17 protein-coding genes and 1 tRNA gene are annotated in these 18,695 nt (G+C 36.7%); 14 read left to right on the top strand and 4 right to left on the bottom strand.

Annotation, left to right across the window (positions count from 1 at the left end):
* Positions 1-386 precede the first annotated feature (386 nt).
* Positions 387-3,398: a CHAT domain-containing protein gene (locus ACYVHJ_RS23570; protein WP_460520106.1), complete on the top strand. Its 3,012-nt coding sequence runs from the start codon at positions 387-389 to the stop codon at positions 3,396-3,398.
* Here ACYVHJ_RS23570 and ACYVHJ_RS23565 read toward each other — a convergent pair whose 3' ends face one another.
* The 3 genes from ACYVHJ_RS23565 to ACYVHJ_RS23555 are packed head-to-tail and all read right to left on the bottom strand — an operon-like array spanning position 3,399 to position 5,087.
* On the bottom strand, positions 3,399-3,779 hold the full coding sequence (locus tag ACYVHJ_RS23565) for a hypothetical protein (RefSeq protein ID WP_460520103.1): 381 nt from the start codon (positions 3,777-3,779) through the stop codon (positions 3,399-3,401).
* A gap of 11 nt (positions 3,780-3,790) precedes the next feature.
* The gene (locus ACYVHJ_RS23560; RefSeq protein ID WP_460520100.1) at positions 3,791-4,537 is read right to left on the bottom strand and encodes an anti-sigma factor family protein; all 747 of its coding nucleotides are present in this window, start codon (positions 4,535-4,537) and stop codon (positions 3,791-3,793) included.
* A gap of 4 nt (positions 4,538-4,541) precedes the next feature.
* Complete coding sequence (locus ACYVHJ_RS23555) at positions 4,542-5,087, bottom strand: RNA polymerase sigma factor (RefSeq protein ID WP_460520097.1); 546 nt, start codon at positions 5,085-5,087, stop codon at positions 4,542-4,544.
* A gap of 193 nt (positions 5,088-5,280) precedes the next feature.
* Between ACYVHJ_RS23555 and ACYVHJ_RS23550 the strand changes: the two genes are divergently transcribed.
* The 8 genes from ACYVHJ_RS23550 to ACYVHJ_RS23515 all read left to right on the top strand — a co-directional run bounded on the left by ACYVHJ_RS23550 (position 5,281) and on the right by ACYVHJ_RS23515 (position 13,061).
* Positions 5,281-5,775, top strand: a complete 495-nt coding sequence (locus ACYVHJ_RS23550; RefSeq protein ID WP_460520094.1) for a hypothetical protein — start codon at positions 5,281-5,283, stop codon at positions 5,773-5,775.
* A gap of 28 nt (positions 5,776-5,803) precedes the next feature.
* On the top strand, positions 5,804-6,634 hold the full coding sequence (locus ACYVHJ_RS23545) for a hypothetical protein (RefSeq protein ID WP_460520091.1): 831 nt from the start codon (positions 5,804-5,806) through the stop codon (positions 6,632-6,634).
* 738 nt (positions 6,635-7,372) lie between these two features.
* A complete protein-coding gene (locus ACYVHJ_RS23540; RefSeq protein ID WP_460520088.1) occupies positions 7,373-9,739 on the top strand; it encodes a hypothetical protein in 2,367 nt (788 codons plus the stop codon).
* Positions 9,740-9,746: 7 nt separating this feature from the next.
* Positions 9,747-10,760, top strand: coding sequence for an MSCRAMM family protein (locus ACYVHJ_RS23535; RefSeq protein ID WP_460520085.1), 1,014 nt, complete (start codon positions 9,747-9,749; stop codon positions 10,758-10,760).
* An 8-nt stretch (positions 10,761-10,768) separates the two neighbouring features.
* On the top strand, positions 10,769-10,975 hold the full coding sequence (locus tag ACYVHJ_RS23530) for a DUF3841 domain-containing protein (RefSeq protein WP_460520082.1): 207 nt from the start codon (positions 10,769-10,771) through the stop codon (positions 10,973-10,975).
* 93 nt (positions 10,976-11,068) lie between these two features.
* On the top strand, positions 11,069-11,263 hold the full coding sequence (locus ACYVHJ_RS23525) for a hypothetical protein (protein WP_460520079.1): 195 nt from the start codon (positions 11,069-11,071) through the stop codon (positions 11,261-11,263).
* Between the two features lie 339 nt (positions 11,264-11,602).
* The gene (locus tag ACYVHJ_RS23520; RefSeq protein WP_460520076.1) at positions 11,603-12,322 is read left to right on the top strand and encodes a DUF4288 domain-containing protein; all 720 of its coding nucleotides are present in this window, start codon (positions 11,603-11,605) and stop codon (positions 12,320-12,322) included.
* Between the two features lie 175 nt (positions 12,323-12,497).
* Positions 12,498-13,061: a DUF3841 domain-containing protein gene (locus ACYVHJ_RS23515; RefSeq protein WP_460520386.1), complete on the top strand. Its 564-nt coding sequence runs from the start codon at positions 12,498-12,500 to the stop codon at positions 13,059-13,061.
* A 249-nt stretch (positions 13,062-13,310) separates the two neighbouring features.
* Here ACYVHJ_RS23515 and ACYVHJ_RS23510 read toward each other — a convergent pair.
* Positions 13,311-13,399 (bottom strand) — tRNA-Ser (locus tag ACYVHJ_RS23510).
* Between the two features lie 346 nt (positions 13,400-13,745).
* On the opposite strand from ACYVHJ_RS23510, the gene ACYVHJ_RS23505 reads away from it, so the two are divergent.
* From ACYVHJ_RS23505 to ACYVHJ_RS23485, 5 genes are read left to right on the top strand one after another with little or no spacing between them, the layout of a single operon-like run.
* Positions 13,746-14,357, top strand: coding sequence for a fumarylacetoacetate hydrolase family protein (locus tag ACYVHJ_RS23505; protein WP_339903792.1), 612 nt, complete (start codon positions 13,746-13,748; stop codon positions 14,355-14,357).
* Positions 14,344-16,212 carry a M23 family metallopeptidase gene (locus ACYVHJ_RS23500; protein ID WP_460520071.1) on the top strand — a complete coding sequence of 623 codons (1,869 nt, stop codon included), beginning with the start codon at positions 14,344-14,346 and terminating at the stop codon, positions 16,210-16,212. Before ACYVHJ_RS23505 ends, ACYVHJ_RS23500 begins: the two co-directional genes overlap by 14 nt.
* 54 nt (positions 16,213-16,266) lie before the next feature.
* Positions 16,267-16,716, top strand: a complete 450-nt coding sequence (gene bcp, locus ACYVHJ_RS23495) for a peroxiredoxin (RefSeq protein ID WP_460520068.1) — start codon at positions 16,267-16,269, stop codon at positions 16,714-16,716.
* 10 nt (positions 16,717-16,726) lie between these two features.
* Positions 16,727-17,578, top strand: coding sequence for a transketolase (locus ACYVHJ_RS23490; RefSeq protein WP_460520065.1), 852 nt, complete (start codon positions 16,727-16,729; stop codon positions 17,576-17,578).
* Between the two features lie 33 nt (positions 17,579-17,611).
* On the top strand, positions 17,612-18,580 hold the full coding sequence (locus tag ACYVHJ_RS23485) for a transketolase family protein (RefSeq protein WP_339905384.1): 969 nt from the start codon (positions 17,612-17,614) through the stop codon (positions 18,578-18,580).
* The last annotated feature ends 115 nt before the right edge of the window (positions 18,581-18,695 follow it).

The raw sequence follows: 18,695 nt of genomic DNA, 5'->3' as shown, positions 1-18,695 counted from the left end.
AGAGTTGAGATCTGGCGTACCAAAACATTAGATCGCGTTTCCGGCCCTCGCTCAGTCAAACGCACCTTGTGACTTTCTTCGTGTTTTCACCTCTTTTACCAGAAACAGATGATACGATCTGGAAGTCATTTTGCTCCTGAGTCCCTAAAACTTTCCCTCCGGTTACTTTCCAACAGTTGTAGGGTCTTTCCAATAAACAGGAACCACAAATAGTTTGGCAAGTTTCGTCTATCAACCCTAAAGGTTGGCCTTCCTTCATATTCTTAATATCATGTATTCCGAAAAGAATACTTTAAGCAACCTTAAGTAATGGAGTATTTTTAAAATACCATAGTTATCATTTTAGAATTATTGTTTATATTTATACTGATAATCAGGCAATTGCCATGAAAAAAAGAAATCGACCCACTTCCTATATTATCTGTTTTCTATTAGGCACTCTTTTATTTTTCCACCAGGGTGAAATTTTTGCTTCTGACAGTTTAAGGCAAAAGAAATTTGAGCATCCGTACTTAGAAGAGGCGGAATTATTAGCAAGTAATGGATTGGTGGCAAAAGCACTAGAAGTCTATAAAGAAGCTTACCGGCTATTTTTTATAGAAAAAAATTATGAAGGACAGGTGATATCGGCTTGTCGATCAGCAGCCATACTTACAGGTCAATGGCAGATAAAGGAAGCAGAGGAATTTATTTTAAAAGCTGAAACATCACTTCAACAATTGCCCCATAACGAGCGATTAGAAGGGCAAATTTTTTATAGGTACGGACTTTTATATGACTACAAAAATATGCCGGATTCAGCATTAATATTCTATAATAAATCTTTAGATATTATGAAAAAATCCTTTGGTATTAAATCAAATCAAGTTGGATATTGTTACAACGCCATAGGAGATGTATACAGATATGGTTATCTAAATTATTTACATGCAGAAAAGTACTACAAGATGGCTATGCATATTAGGGAAAGTGAAATACTTTTGGATCCACAGACTGATGTTGCAGAAATTTATTATAACCTAGCCACAACTTACAGACTAAAAGGAGATACTGAGAAGGCAGAAACTTATGCAACAAAGGCAAACATTGAATATAAAAAAGAAAAAAACTATCTATTTATCTCATTATGTGAAAGTCTATTAGCAAATTTATTTATCGACAAAAATGATCTCAGTAATGCTATAGCGCACTATAAAAGAGCCATTCGATTGATGAAAATGGAGCCTAAATACAGCTCCCAATATCTTCCAGATTACTATATTGGTGCTAGTTTAGCATATCAAAAAATGGGGGAATTAGATGAATCATATAAATATTTAGATTTAGCCAGAAGAATTACAGAAGATGAAACATCAAATAGTTTAAAGTTGGCAGAAGTTTTAATAAATTTTGGCGCTCTGAACCATACAAACAAACCCGATAGAGCTGATGATTATTTTAATACTGGAATACAGATTAACGAAAAAATTCTAGGAAAAGAAAACCCTATTACGGCAAATAGTTATCTGGAATATGGGCGTCATCTTGTGGGAGTTAAAGATTATAGCTTAGGTAAAGTATACATTCAGAAAGCCTTGAAAATAAAAGGTATTACGAATTTAATCAATAAAGATTCGGAAAAATCTTTTTTAGACGGAGAGGTAAAAGGCGTTCTAGAGGGGCTTTCTCTACTTGGGATTTGTGATTTCCAACTTTATACTCAAACATCTGATTTTAAATATCTAGAACAGGCTTGGGAGAGCTATTTATATTTCGATCAGATTCTTACTCTTTTTCGAAACTCTATGCTAAGAGAAAATTCACGATTGGAACTTGCAAGCGCTTATAAATCTGTTTATGAACAGGCTTTGAATTGTGCCATCGAACTGTTTGAAATTATGCCTTCCAATAAAATTTCGAATGAAATATTCAGAATTATTGAGAAAAGTAAATCTTTGGTATTAATTGACTATTTACACAAAACTGAAATCAATAATTTTCTTGGGATTCCGGATTCTTTAGTCCTGGAAGAACATAATCTGGAAACTCAAATTAAGTTTTTTACCAGACAAATCGATAATTCAACCAATATTAGGGAAATAGAGAGCTTCCAAAATAAGTTATTCTATTCAGAAAGAAGGCTTGAAAAGTTTAAAAATCACCTTGCTGATAAATACAATGAGTATTACCAATTAATGTATAACACCAAAATGACAAATTTAAGTGTGGTACAGGAATATTTGGCAGATAAAAAGGCTGTTTTAGTGGAATATTTTTATGGGGATTCTGCTATTTATGTAATGACGATAGATCCAGAAAAAAATGGAATAGCCTTTAGAAAAATCGACAATAAGGGTGATTTGGATACGCTAATCGAAAATTTCTCATTAAAAATGTCAGGAAATACAAATCTTAATGAAATTAACAAGGATTTTGAAGAATACTGTTATTCTTCCCATCAACTATATAAGACACTTATAGGTCCATCCCTTACAACATTAGACAAAGACAATTCTAGAATTATCCTCGTTCCGGATGGCAAACTATCATTTTTGCCGTTTGAAGCGTTTCTTACACAGAAAGCAAATCCACTCCATGTAGATTATAAAAATTTACACTATTTGATTAATGAACGTCAACTAAGTTATAGTTTTTCTTCCCGGGTCTTATTAAGAGATAAATCTTTGCCTACCTCCGAAAAGGTACTAATATTTGATTATGGTAATGAAGCAAATATTAAAGGTTCAAAATATAACTTGAGGGGAGGCTACGAAGAGTCTTCACACGTCGCATCAATTTTTTCTTCCACTCCCTTTTCTGGAGGGGATGCCACGAAATCCAATTTCCTCAATCATGTAGAAGATGCAGGAATCATTCATTTGGCTTTGCATGGAAAAGGAAGTAAAAACAGCGCTTCTCTTGGGGCTGTTCAATTTTGGGGAGAAGAAAGTGATTTTGAGAACACATTTATGTTTTATCATGAATTAACGGCATTATCATTAAAAGCAAGATTGGCTGTTTTAAGTGCCTGTGAAACAGGAATCGGGGAGGTAAAAAAAGGCGAAGGAGTGTTTAATATTGCAAGGGCATTCAGATATGCCGGTTGTCCTAGCTTAATTGCCTCTATGTGGCGAATCAATGATCGAAGTACTTCTTTAATTATAAAGAAATTTTATGATGATTTAAAATCAGCAAAGGAGTTAGATGTGGCGCTACAAAATGGTAAGTTAGCATTTATCAAAAATGCGGATGAGATAACAGCTCATCCGCGCTATTGGGCTGGAGTTTTATTGATTGGGGAAATAGATTCAATTCATTTTGAGGACCACAATAAGCACAATTCCTTCATTTTATTTTTAGTGATGGTATTGACATTGCCTTGCGTCTTATTTTTCTGTTTCCGTTTAGTATCAAAATAATCAAGATCTTTTGCCAATAATCACAACTTGGAACAAGCCACTTGGATCATCCAAGTCCTTATAAAGAATTTCATCTCCCTCTTTCAATAAATCGTTTCCTGCAAAAAAGTAATTTTTCTCTGTTTCGTCATCGTTTGTTATTTTCCCAGTTTGAAGTAGGCTGGGATTTACCCCAATATATTCCAAATACCATGTTACCACTTCAAATATTTTGTCTTCCCAACCAGTATCTTTCATTTCACGTTGGTTAACCTCGGGATCCAATCTTTTAATTGAATCTATTAGTGTGATTCCAATATTGATTAACGGACCTCCACTGCTGGGGGTTCGAGAATCGTCAACCCTACTAACCAGTCCTGCTAAAATTAAATTTTCTTCCATTTTCTTTTTGTTTAGAGTTGTTTAATAATTGTTTCTGCTTTTTCACTGTAAGATGTTGTTCCTTTCGCTAATTCTTTAAACTGGATTAATGCGTCTTCCTTTCTCCCCCTTGCAAGATATGCTAAGCCCAGATACCACTTGGCTTGCGTTTCTAACATCATAGGGGATTCGATTGCTCGCTCCAAAGCCAGTATAGCAGCATCATAATTTCCCATAGCCAGATAGGTGTTGCCGAGGTAAAACCTTACCAAGGGATCTTCACCTGCTTCAAGTATATTGGTAAAATACAGTGTAGCTTCCTCATATTCCTCATTGCTATATGCTGCATAAGCTTGTTCTTCTAAGGTTTTTGGTTCATCTGCTCCACGTACGGTGGCATGGACCAAAGCCGGATAAGCAGAAAAGTTTTCTGCGTAAAGGTCCTGCATATCTTCTTGTTTTGATAAAAGTTTATACATAAAAAAGGTTGCTACCAAAAGAACTGCTAAACCTGCTACCGCGTATTTCCAACTATTTAAATATACGCGCTTAAAAACAGCTTTAGAAGTTGCTTCATTTTCTAATTCGCTGATTTTATCCCAATTCTCCTTTCTTACTTGGAAGCGAATTCCTGCTACAAGTAATCGGTATGCAGCCACTTGTTCTTGTAAAGAAGCGTCTGCCTTCACCTTTGCTTCGAATGCCAATTTTTCATCCTCTCCAAGTTCATCGTCCAGGTAACGCTGAATAGTTTCTTCATTACTTTCTTGATATTCCATAGCTCTACACCTTAACTCCCTCTACAATTTTTTTTAGTCGCTGCAGGCACTTATATTTTTGGTTTTTGGCAGTGTTGGCATTTTTATACCCCATCCTTTCACTGATAAAATCCATATTCCGATTCTCATAGTACATCATTTCTAAAATTTTCTTACAAGGATTCCCTAGTTGACGAAGTCCTTCAGTAATCTTCTTGTATTGTTCTTCTTTCTGGTTTTCGATTTCGCTTTCCTCCTCCATGCTCAGAATTTCCTCATTAATATCAAAGCCATATCTGGCATTTCTCCTTTTCATTTCAAGTATTTTATTTTTGCCTATGGCAAAAATATACGTCTTAATGTTACTGGATAAATTTTCCAATTTACCGGTCTTAATGTTATCGTAAAAAATAAAGAACGACAATTGATAGATTTCTTTTCCATCTTCTTGAGAACATCTATATGCATTGTAAGCCCATTGGATAAAATCGTTGCGGTATTTCTGATAGACCATACCCAACGTTTTTTGATTACCCGATTTAATCTCTTTTAAAATAAAATCTTCTGACATTCTTTTTATTAATGAAAAATATCCAAAATGTAACCATTCAAGGTACATTATTATCTTCACTTAAAAAACTATTTTTTAGGTATAAGAGAACTTTTTTTGCTTATCAAAAAAATAAATATTGAATAAAATGGGTTACTTGAATATTTTTTATTCATAAAGATAAAATTCAAAACCTTCTAAACTTTAAAAAATCATGAAAAATTTACACTTGTTTAACTACGCTGGAAGCTTTTTCTTACTTGTTTTTCTATTAACGGTAGCCGCCTGTGATGAACCGACATTACCAGAACCGGATATCGAAGAAGAAATTGTTGGTCAAATAGGAAATCCACAATTTAATTTAAAATTTACTAATGGAGATAACGTAGATCTTGACCTTTATGTACAAACCCCAAACGGAACAATAATAAACTATTTTAATACTTCTGGACAGGGTGGGCAATTGGACGTAGATTGTCTCTGCGGAGATTGTCCCAATGGTCCCAATGAGAATATTTATTGGGAAATCGGTTCGGCTCCTTCAGGTACCTACAAATTCTGGGTAGAATACTACAGCAGTTGTGATATCACAAATAATCTATCCGAATATACCTTGCGGGTAATTAATAATGGAACAATCGTTCAGACCTATACAGGTGCGCTTTCGGAATCAAATGCAAAATCTAATGTCTATTCCATTCAATATTAATTTTCGATAAAATCTAAATTTTAATCAAATGAAATACCCTATATTAATATTAGTAGGTATATCTCTATTAACTGGAAATGTGTATTCCCAAGATACCATCATTGATAAAAAACTTGTTGAAATAAGTTCGAAAGTAATAGAGATTACTGACAATGAGATAAAATACAGAAAATGGGGAAATCTACAGGGCCCGCTATATAATATTCCCCGGAAAGAAGTCTTGATGGTCATTTATGAAAATGGACAGCGTGAAATATTTAAAGAGATAGCCAATAGCGACCTGCAGAAGGATGAAAATATCCTCCAAAATGGGGATAGTTCGGATAGGCAGGAACTTAATCTAGCTACCGAACCATTACCCGATTCATCTTTTCTCAGTGACCCGAACAGGCTAAATCAGGATGACATGGTCACTACAACTCGTGGAAATAAAGTGGAATACAAGCCTAGCCGGATTAACGTAGGACTGGAACCTTTTCAATTGGGAATGGATACCGAAATCAGGATAATTAGAAATGCCTTCAACATGGGCTTAGGTTATTTGTACTACTTCCCTAAAGATCTACCAGTTTTTAGCTCTCAACATGTCAATGTCTACGGGAGTTTTTATCTTCCGGTGAACTTACTCCTTGAAAATTACGAAAAGCAGAATAAAGGGTTATTTCCCTTTGTACATCTGGGTTATGGAGTTAATGAAGTAACAGTGGAAAATGATTATCTTGGAACTACGGAGAGGTTGTATAGCCACGGATTCATTTGGAAATTTGGATTCGATTATTTGTTCACCAACTCATTTGGAGTTACCCTAACCTCCTATGAAGCTAGAAATACTATTTTTGGAGTGGTTTATTCATTTTAGTTGCTACTAAAATTAAAGCATTGCAGGTATTGTTCCTTGTGTTTTACATGTGTAGAAAAGAAGGAGAGTCCTTAATTTGGGCTCTCCTTTTCTGGTATAGACCTCACCATTACGGAGGACTAAATAGTCAAACGAGAATCCAGCCACCACCAGGAAAGGGGAGATTCTTTTCCCGGTTGGACTAAGATGGAATGAAAAATCAAACTATTCTGACACCGATTTTCATACAGGATCTTTGCCTTTACTCTTCTTTCAATTGAATGTTCCACACAATTAGCTGGAAAATGTGAAAATGAATTATAGAGAAACCTAATACTGCCAGAAGCTAAACAAAGAGGTAGCAGCTACTGGGAATCTCGCAAATAACCCCTGTATATATTTAAAGCCGGAATAGAGAAAATTCTTTTGATTTGGAATTATCGAGTAATGAAAACAGTATTGATTTTTCCGTAGCAGATAGTGGCAAGCCCTGCATTCACTTAAATTGAATCGACTATCAATTTTTAAAAATTTATATATACCTATTTTCCTATTACTGTAGCGATGGTGTTATCAATGAAAATATAATTATCAATGAATTTTTATTAATGGAATAAACTTGAAAACGTAAAGTATTTTACTTAAATTAAAAATAATCTTTTTATAAGGGTTACTTTTTTATTCCTTTTACATAAACCTATAGAGCAACAGTAACCAACTCAAAAACATCCCTACCCCAAAAATAAAATAGTATTTCTTATGAAAAATCCGCTACTTATAACCCTCCTTTTTCTCTTTTATGTAAAATTTGGATTGGCTCAAGATATGCTAATCATTTACGGAAGTGCAGAAAACCTTCATTTGAAGGATACTAACACCGAAGAACTAGATAAAGAAAATTTGAGCCTTTTATTTTATCCTGAAAAAGGTAAAATAAAATTAAAAGAAAAGAAGAAAACAACAAAATTAAAAGTAAAAGTAACCGGTAAATTAAAGGAATCCAATTCCGGGAAAACACATATCCTTGAGTTTTCTAATAGTGGCGAATTGGTTTCCTCCCCACCCCAATTGATCAACAATGAAGATCAAATAATTTTTAAAGTGAGAGCGCCTGATGAATCGGACGTTGAAGATAGGGTCATTAACTTAGGGGACCGTTATTATGAAACCATTACTAAATTAGAAAAATACAAGGATGTTTTTGAAACGTTCTATGGTATAGGAAATAAAGAAATTGAAACACAACAAGGACATTACCTATACCAATTAGAGGACCTAATTAATAAAAACATCAGTCCTGAAGATCATTCTTATTTAAAATATTTAATAAATAAAATAAAAATTAACAAAGATTTCAAAGACATTAAACCAAAAGATCCTTCAGATGAACTACCGGATTTGAATTCACTATGTAAGCTTCACTATTCCGTGACCTATCGATTATTTAAGGATGGAAAGTTGTTATATGATAGCACGTTAGATTTAAACAGCAATGACTATAAAACCGATACTATCAGTTTAAACGAATCTGATCTTTTGGAATTTGAGCTGCGGAAATTAAATCCAATGGAAAAAATGGTGTCGGACTGGTACAGCAAAAATATCGATAACAAGATTTTCAATAAAGATTTTCTTCAAAACTTATCTGACGTATTGGTAGAGACTTCAAAAGAGATTAATAGTAAGCCATTTAAAGTCAAACTAGAAAAACTAGAAAAAATATTTCAAAATAGGCAATGTTATTCTCAGGCAGAATGTAAAAAAGGATTGGATTTGATAATATGCCTCTCTAAGCAACCATCTATATTACTTGATTTACTTAAAAGTGAAACAGCAAAAACATGGATAAAAAGTTGGCTATGGTTAACCAAAGGTGTTCCCAAAATAAATCCGTTTGCCCATCAGGCACAATCCATTTTCCCTTCCAATCTTGCAGCCGAAAAAAGAGAGCTTGCCATTTATGAAGAACTTTTGGCTAAAAACTCCATTGAATTGAACGAAAGTAAGGAAGTAATGGATCTCGTGAAGAAAATGGCACAGATAAAGGAAAAAATCGCTGGTGAAAGCCCAAAGCCACCTTTTTTAAGAGATGACCTGCTCTATCGTGGTGAATTGGGAGTATCAACCTCCGATGCCATATACATGCGGCACCATAACGTCAAGAATAATTTTCTGCCGATGAATAGGGAACCAATTTCATCCATTAAGGAAAATGAACGGCTATTGGTATTGGTGCATAACAAAAATCCAGGTGCTAATTACACCATTGAGCCAGAGATAAAATTAATAACCAACGACGCTACTCGGATTGAGGAAGATTTTAAAGCATTAGGAAATATAGCAGACATCAATTTTGGTGATGCGATAAAGGAAATTATTAAATATAAGCAGGGCTTTATTCCTGATAGCATGGCGGTGGACTCATGTGTGGTTTTTAATGATGCGTATCCTCTATTTGATACATTATTTAATAACAATCTTAAATTTATTAAATCCCTACAGCTAGGCCCCAGCTTACCTCTAAAACTCCCATCCGACAAAACAGCCAAACTGGAATCCAAAATCATCTATTTTGAACCACCTAGCCTTGATTCCATTCCTTACATAGTGAAGTACGACATTAAAGAAGGGGATAAAGTGTTGCATAAAGGAAGTTATCGGGCTACTAAATTATATCGTTTTCGGGCCAAAGTTGGTCCTATGTACAGCTTTCTGAATCGCAATAATTATACCATCGACGACAATGACATCAGCTTGAGCAAAAATCCCCACCAATTTGATGTGACAGCGGGGGTTCAGTACTATATCGAGAGATTTGATATCCGGGAGCAAAAGCCCTCCTGGAAAGTAAAGCCCCAACCCTGGCACTATGGAAGCTTTATCTATCTGGGGATGGGGCTTAAGAATAACCCCATTGAAAATTGGGTATTGGGGCTGGGATACGAACCCTATCCTGGTGCTAGTATTATAGTTGGTGGCCATTTTGGTCAAAATGAAAGACTGCATTTAAATGAAAATGGTAAACCCAACATTCAAAATCCGATAAAGGGCGCTGCATTTATTTCAGTAGGGTTTGATCTCAGTGTATTTAGTTCATTTTTTGGTATAAGTGGAATCTTTAAATAATTCAAAAATGAAAAATTTACATGTTGTATCGATTTTTAAGTTGTTCTTACTTCTTCTTTCATTGTTAACCGCTTCCTGTAAAGAGGACGCGTTCTTTGATCCAGTTGGAGGAAGTATAGGAGGCGTCGTTCTGTATAGGGATTATTTAACCAACGAACTTGACACCGCTTCCAATGCAGTTATAAAAATAACTTCAGAACATGGACCAAAAACACAAACTTATGAGTTGGAGGCAAACAATGGAAGATTTGAGGCAAATTTCCTCATAAAAGGGATTGAGTATATCATCGATATCTCATATTCCTCCAATCTATATGAATATTCCAAGAATACTACCTTTAAAGTCGAAAATAGTAATCCTGAGCTTTACATTTTAGAAGTAAACACAGAAAGTGAATTGTTCAGGGCCAGATTAAGCGGTAGGCTAATTTATACGGATATCACCATGGACCAAGATAGGGTCGCCTCAGGAGCAATGGTAGAGCTAACGGCTGGAAGCAAAATTTATACAGCTACTGCTGATTCAAATGGTGAATTCGTATTCGAAAATCTCCTACACGGTACCTATGATTTAGAGGCTACTTTAAGGCAAAACATTAATGGTTTATTTCCAATCTGGTACAAGAAAACCTGGACAAATTCAGAAATCACAGCGAATCAATTGAATTCTAATGATGGTAAACTTAGCCTTGATATTCCATCAATATTCAACCCAATGGCAATAATAAAGGTGAAAAATTCCGATGAAATACGGTTTCCAAATGCAGAGGTCTTTTTGTATGGAAGTGCGACCTCCTTAAAATCAGATAGCTTAAGAATAGCTTCGGTGGCCAATGGCACAAGTAATGAACGTGGTATTGTCCTTTTTGGAAATTTGGATCCTGCAACCTATTATATCCATGGGCGGGTAATCACTGGTGAGGATACGGTAACTTTTAAAGAAATCGGCGAAATTTCCTGGGGAGAAAATGAAAACTTAGCAGAATATACCTTTGAATTAAACCAAATAGAAGAAAAGTAATTTCAGGAATGCAAACCTATTGGACCATCCAACATATCGACGTCTGGGAGCAAGCCCAAAATAAAGGGGTATCAACCGGAGATTCAGCTTGGGTATATGAACCTATTGATGTAGCCTATCAGTGGATGATGGATCAGATGGTTAAAAGATTGGGTTGTCCGAGGTGTTATCCAATCTGGTTATGGACCAAAAGGGCAGACTTAAGACGGCGGTAGTCCTCCGATAAAGGCGCCACCTACATTCTTTTGCAAGTGAACTTAACCGAATCGAAGGTCCTTTTGTCTGAATATTACCATTGACATTGAGTATTGAATGATTTTCCGTTAAGGTTATACGATGGCGAAATCGTAGACAAAGAAAAAAGTTGGGAGGGGATATTTGAACTTGAAATTATAAAAACCTCCGAGTTTTTGTTTAATACCAATAAGGATAAAAGTCTTCATTTACAAGGGGCCACTCCTGCGATTGCTATTGATAACATCATTCCGATCAAAGCTTTTTAAATCAGATTTGGTGAATATAAAAAGGGTTAATCCTTCATTGGAAATAATATTCTGTATTCTGTTTTTTCCATATATCGTATCTCAGAAATATTAAATAAAACGAACCAGGATTATCTAATCCTAAATTAGGTAATGTAAATGAATTTTGAAAAGGTTTTATATTTTATACAAAGTGTCCATTTATACTTGTGGGGAGTTTTCTCCTTGGCACAGAATTGAAACAATTCTAAGGGAAAAAGCCTATATAATATCAATTTAGTAATTTATATACAAAAGGGTCTCATGTCTAAAATGTGGCAAAAGAGTCCCAAACTGCTGATGATGATGACAATGAAAGAAATGAAAGAACTATTAAAAGGATGGAAGATTTCGATTGATGAAGCGAAACATAGTGAAAAATTGGCAGAAATAGAAGTTAATCTGGAAGGTCCCTGTATGGATGATTCAGAATTAATCCAGATACCACCAGAAACCCGGGTAAAACTATGGGAGGCTACATTGCAGAAGGCCTATGCATCACTTAAAAACGATTTCAAGCTGATAAATCCTATAAATGTCTCAGGGACGCGAAGGCAACCGTACACAGTAATGGGCAAAATAGTTCTCCAATCAGTTTTTTATCTAAGGGATAAAAATTATGTCCGTAACTTCAATATTAAGTCAATAGAAGGGGTAGCCGCGAAAAAAGAAAAGCAGACAGCTGTAGAAGCAGCAACTACCGATTATTACTCCGTAAAGGCCCGCTTTGGAATATTGATCGAAGGTCAGACAAGTGGGTTACAGGGGTATGAAGACAGAGTCGTTTTAATCAAAGCAGTTAATGAAAATGAAGCTGAAGAAAAAGCAATTAAACTACTTCCTACACTGGAAAAACCTTACCTTAATGGTGATAAACGGTTTGTGTGGTTCAAATTCGAAAAAGTCCTTGATGTCGTTGGATATTCAAATATTGACACCATAGAACCTTTTTCGGATGGCATGGAAATTTACTATGAATGGAAAAACAGAAGAATAAAACCTGAAAATGTGTGGATTTTGAAATACCGAAAAGAGGAATGAGGGAGAGTAGCGAAATGAACCATCTCATCTCGCTGAAGACTACTAAAAGCTCAGAGGGGTTATAAACCGGCAATCGGGCTAAATTCGTTTACCTAAATTTACGTTCAGGTAGACTAATCGGATAATTAACGGATAATTTAGAAAATTTTGTTTAACCATTAGGACGGATTTGATCGTGTTAAAAAATCAAAAGAAAATTGATTTGAAAGTGAAAACCTATTGGACCATTCAACATATTGATTCCTGGGAGCAGGCCAAAAAGAAATCTATATTAACTGGGGATCCAGCCTGGGCCGCTTTTGAAGAACCTTATAAATGGATGATTGATCAAATGGTAAAAAGGCTAGGTTGTCCCAAGTGTTATCCTATCTGGTTATGGACCAAGAGGCCTGACTTAAGACGTCGATGGTCCTCCGATAAAGGTGCTATCTATATTCTTTTGAAAGTAGATATCTCTGAATCTAATGTACTATTATCTGATTTTAACTATTGGCATTGTGTATTAAATGATTTTCCAATAGAGTTGTATGATGGGGAACTGGTAGACAAAGTGGAAAGCTGGGAGAGGATATTTGATCTGCAACTTATGAAAAACTCTCCTTATTTAAATAGTGACGGGAATGACCCATATTTACAGGGGGTTACCCCTTCTATCCCTACTGCTAAAATCAAAGTCGTTAAAAGCTTTAAAATAAGATTTGGGAATAAAAACTACCAGCCCAGTAAATCCAATCATTAAAAGCTATTTTTATCTCCGCCTTCCATTTATCTCAAGCCGACTTCAAATTATTTATATTCTAATACAGAAGACCAAATTTATTTTCCCCTTGCCCTCATGCAACATTTAAAAGTAAAACACTTTGGATTGCATCCTTTTCGCACTATACCTTCAGCTAATCTCGAAATTTATCCCGACCCTCAAACAGTCCCCTTTATTAAAGAAAAAACCCTAACCTATTGAAAATCAATAAGCTAGGGTTTTGTTCAGTAGAGAGTGGGGGATTCGAACCCCCGGTACGCTATTAGGCGTACGACAGTTTAGCAAACTGCTGGTTTAAGCCACTCACCCAACTCTCTAAGTATTGGTGAAGCATTTAAACTATCAATTTTGATTTTAATAAACCTTTTATACTATCCTAAAACAGGATAAATACGGGCTTTCAAAACCATAACTAAATATCAATTCCGACCGCTTCCCGATCAGTGATGCAAATATAAACCAATATTCTTCAATTTAACAAAACCAAAACAAGAAAAAAGGGGACTTTTTTATCGCTTTAGTCGGAAAAGAGGGCTAATTGATTTTAAGCCAGCAGGATAAATTCTAAAACAATTTCTAAACTTTTTCCCGATTAAATAAAGCCTCTTTTAAAATCAACCTATAATCCCTTTCTTTGCAACCCATACTATTATTTCTTTGAAGATGAAAATAATTGCCATAGGCCGAAATTATGCGGCACATATAGAAGAGCTTAACAACGAAAGACCCGAATCACCGGTTGTATTTATGAAACCGGATACGGCCTTGTTAAAAGACAATGCCCCTTTTTATCATCCGGAATATTCTGACAATATCCACCATGAAGTGGAATTGGTCCTTAAAATAAACAAAGAAGGCAAATACATTCAACAACAGTTTGCCCACAAATATTACAATGAAATTGGAATTGGCATAGACTTTACCGCCCGTGATTTGCAGCAAAAGTGCAAGGAAAAAGGCCTTCCATGGGAAATCGCCAAAGCATTTAATGGCTCTGCTCCATTAGGGCAATTTAAACCGATCAGCGATTTTCCTGATATTTCCAATATCAACTTTCACCTTGACATCAATGGGGAAAGGCGCCAAACAGGAAACACTTCACTGTTGCTATTTCCTTTTGATGTAATAATCGCCTATGTGTCTCAATTTTTCACCTTGAAAACAGGTGACCTTATCTATACTGGAACACCTGCCGGAGTAGGCAAGGTGAACATTGGAGATAGACTGGAGGCATATGTGGAAGATGAAAAATTGTTGGATTTTGAAGTTAAATAATTCCCTATACACCTTACTATTTGTATTGCTTTCTCTTGTCTTTCTCTCACAAACTCAGAAAGGCTATTACCTCTTTCCTATCAAACCCGGTGAACAAAATTTCCTCGCCGGAAACATGAGTGAAATCAGGAGCAATCATTTCCACACAGGGCTTGACATAAAAACAGAAGGTAGGCAAGGATTGCCTGTACACGCTTCAGCCGAAGGATATGTTGCCAAAATCAAAGTCTCGTCATTTGGTTATGGCAATGTGCTTTACCTCAATCACCCCAATGGTACAAGCACTGTTTACGCCCATCTGAAGAATTTTGCCTCCCCTATTGCGGAATACATGCAGCAAAAAATCTACGAAGCCCGAGAAAATGAATTGGAATACAATCCTGAACCTGGGGAGTTGTCCATTTCTCAAGGGGATACCATCGCTTATTCCGGCAATACAGGATCTTCGGGTGGACCGCACCTACATTTTGAAATCCGAGATTCCCTCAACCGGGCAATTGATCCATTACATGCCGGTTTCAGGGAAATCGTAGACAACACCTCCCCCATCGTACGGAGGGTAGCCATTAGTCCTTTGACTCCCGAAAGCAGGGTGAATGGCATGTATCGCAGGCAAGAATTTTCTTTGATCTACAGCTCCGGTGCTTTTCAAGTGCAACCAACCATTAAAATCTCCGGCAAGGTGGGCATTGAAATCCTTGCTTATGACCAGCTGGATGAGATGTACAATAGAAACGGCTTCCCAATCTTTGAAATCTATGAGGCTGATAAAAAAATATTTAGAGCAGAAGTCAATGAAATAGATTTTAACATAGGCCGACATATTCTCCTACATACCTATCGGAATCGCTATACGCGCTTGTATAAAAAACCCAACAACAAGTTTTCATTTTATGAGCCGGACACTGTTTTAAGTGGGGCCATTTCCGCATTACCCGGTGAAGAAAAGTCCATTACGGTTAATCTATTGGATGCCTATTCTAATGCCTCCAAACTGAAAATTGAGTTTTTAGGTGAAATAGCACCTACTACGCTAAAGGGCACCAATTACACCTCAGGAAAACAACAAATAGCATACCTGGAGAATGTTTTAATTATTAACAGTAGTGAAGCTGAAGACGGAGACCTGGCTCAAGTTCATGTTCATGGCCTAAACATGGAATTGCCTTATGCCTATGCAGGTAAAAATAAACGCACTTACCTATGGGACATGGCTTTGGGAATTCCCGACTCGATTAATCTATGTTCTGAAACCATTTTCCCGGGAGTGATTGCCAAAATTCCTGCAGGAAAGGAAACGCTTATTGACAATGGAGAGGTGAAAATTCTTTTTGAGGAAGAAAGCCTTCTGGAAGACCTTTATTTAAGGGTCGATACTTTTGAAGACAAAGGAATGAAAGGCTTGAGTTTAAATGATCAGTTTGATTACCTTTGGCATTCGATTTCTGTGAAGGCAAATATGGGGGACTATATGGGGGACAAGTCAAAAACCCATATGTACCAATTGTATAGAAATGGTCATCGAAAATTTCTGGGAGGAAAATGGGAAGGGCAATTCATTAATTTCAATACCAGGGTTTTAGGAAATTTTGTATTGGCAACGGACACCATTCCACCTACCATTCGTCCCACACGGGTCAATGGAAGGGAAATAAGGTTTGTGATCAAAGACAGTTTATCTGGAATTAAGGATTTTGAAGCCTGGGTGGATGGAAAATGGACACAGATGAAGTACGAACACAAGCAAGCTGTTATTTGGTCTGCCCCACTTCCCGGAACCACTTTAAAAGGCGAAGTAGTCTTAAAAGTAAGAGATCGAGCAAATAACGAGGCCATTTATAATGGAAAGATTTAATTTATTCCGATATTTAAGCCCTTAAATCAATAATCAAACAATAAAGCCACAACTATGTCATTAGAAGTAGGCCAAACGGCACCTGAATTTGAGTCCAAGGACCAAGATGGGAACCCTATCAAGTTGTCCGATTTCAAAGGTAAAAAAGTAGTTTTATACTTTTATCCCAGAGACAACACCCCTGGATGCACAGCCCAGGCCTGTAACTTGAGAGACAATTATGAAAGTCTTCAAAAAGCTGGCTATGTAGTGCTAGGAATAAGCTCGGATGCAGAAAAATCTCATAAAAAGTTTATTGAGAAATTCGATTTACCATTTCCATTGATCGCTGATGAGGACAAAAGCGTCCATGAAAAATATGGTACCTGGGTAGAGAAAAACATGTACGGTAGAAAATACATGGGAACTGCGAGAACCACATTCATTATTGATGAAGAGGGAATAATTGAAGAAATTATTTCCAAAGTAAAAACAAAGGAACACACCAATCAAATTATTAAATAATTCCAAATCAATGGAAAAAAAATCAACTGAACAATTAGAAGCAATTGGCTCCCAGGTAAGAAGAGATATTTTACGAATGGTGCATGCCTGTCAGTCAGGTCACCCGGGAGCATCTTTGGGCTGTACTGAGTTTTTCGTCGCCCTGTATTTTGACCAAATGACGAATAATCCGGATTTTGACCTTGATGGAACCGGTGAAGATCTATTTTTCCTATCAAACGGACATATTTCCCCAGTATGGTACAGTGTTTTAGCCAGAAGCGGTTATTTCGATACAAGTGAGCTGAAAACTTTCAGAAAATTAAACAGCAGGTTGCAAGGGCACCCGGCTACAGAAGAAGGCCTACCGGGTATAAGAGTAGCTTCAGGTTCGTTGGGACAAGGTTTATCCGTTGCCATTGGTGCAGCGCTGGCCAAAAAAATCAACAAAGATGAGAAAAATGTCTACGTACTTATGGGTGATGGCGAGCAACAAGAAGGGCAGATTTGGGAAGCTGCTTTAAGTGCTCCTCACCATAAATTAGACAATTTGATTGCGACCATAGACCTTAACGGTCAGCAAATAGATGGCCCTACCAAGGACATCATGAATTTAGGAGATCTAAAAGCCAAATGGGAAGCTTTTGGTTGGGAAGTCATTGAAACCGAAAAGGGTAACGACATGGCAAGTGTGGTCGAAGGACTAGAAAAAGCAAAAAGCTTGCTAGGAAAGGGCAAACCTGTATTGAACCTATTGCACACTGATATGGGCTATGGGGTAGATTTCATGGCCGGTACCCACAAATGGCATGGGGTAGCTCCTAACGATGAGCAACTTGAAAACGCCCTTGGCCAGTTGAAAGAAACACTTGGAGATTATTGATTTCGGTGATAATAGATCTATAAATTTTGAATAATGGAAAATAAATTGGATACAAAATATACTTACACCGAAAAAAAGGACACCAGATCCGGATTTGGTGATGGTCTACTTGAGGCCGGTAAAAGGAATGAAAATGTAGTCGCACTTTGTGCAGACCTTATTGGCTCATTGAAAATGGGGGCTTTCCAAAAGGAATTCCCTGAACGTTTCTTTCAAATGGGCATTTCAGAGGCCAATATGATCGGTGCAGCAGCAGGATTGACTATTGGAGGAAAAATCCCATTTACCGGAACATTTGCGAACTTTTCTACAGGGCGTGTTTATGATCAAATCAGACAGTCTGTGGCCTATTCCGATAAAAATGTGAAGATCTGTGCATCCCATGCCGGTCTTACCCTCGGTGAAGATGGAGCAACCCACCAAATCCTGGAAGATGTGGGCATGATGAAAATGCTTCCCCATATGACAGTAATCAACCCTTGTGATTACAACCAAACCAAAGCCGCCACCATTGCCATCGCTGAACACGAAGGTCCCGTTTATCTAAGATTTGGCAGACCAAAATGGCCAATTTTCACTCCTGAAAACCAGGAATTTGAAATTGGAAAAGCCTGGAAAATGATTGAAGGTACTGATGTTACCATTTTTGCTACCGGACACCTTGTTTGGGAAGCGGTGGAAGCAGAAGCAATCCTTAGGGCTGAAGGCATCTCTGTGGAACTAATCAATATCCACACCATCAAACCTTTGGACACTGAAGCTATTTTGGCTTCCGTAGCGAAAACAGGTTGTGCAGTAAGTGCAGAAGAACACCAGTTCAATGGTGGTCTGAATGACAGCATTGCCCAAACCCTTGTAAGAAACCAACCTGCACCTTTGGAGTTTATTGGTGTAGACGATTCGTTTGGTGAGTCAGGAAAGCCTGAAGAACTATTAGAAAAATATGGCTTGAATGCCAAGAACATTGTTGAAGCAGCAAAAAGAGCTATTTCACGGAAATAAACAGCTTTTACAAATACTGAAGCGGAGAAAATTAAAAATTTTCTCCGCTTTTTTTGTTTAAACCCAATTATAGCTTACTCCAAATTGTAGATTGCCTATTAGATAATCTACTTTA

The sequence above is a fragment of the Cyclobacterium sediminis genome, from assembly GCF_054781075.1.
The sequence above is the reverse complement of the archived record's forward strand: the minus strand, read 5'-3'. Positions and strand labels throughout refer to the sequence as shown.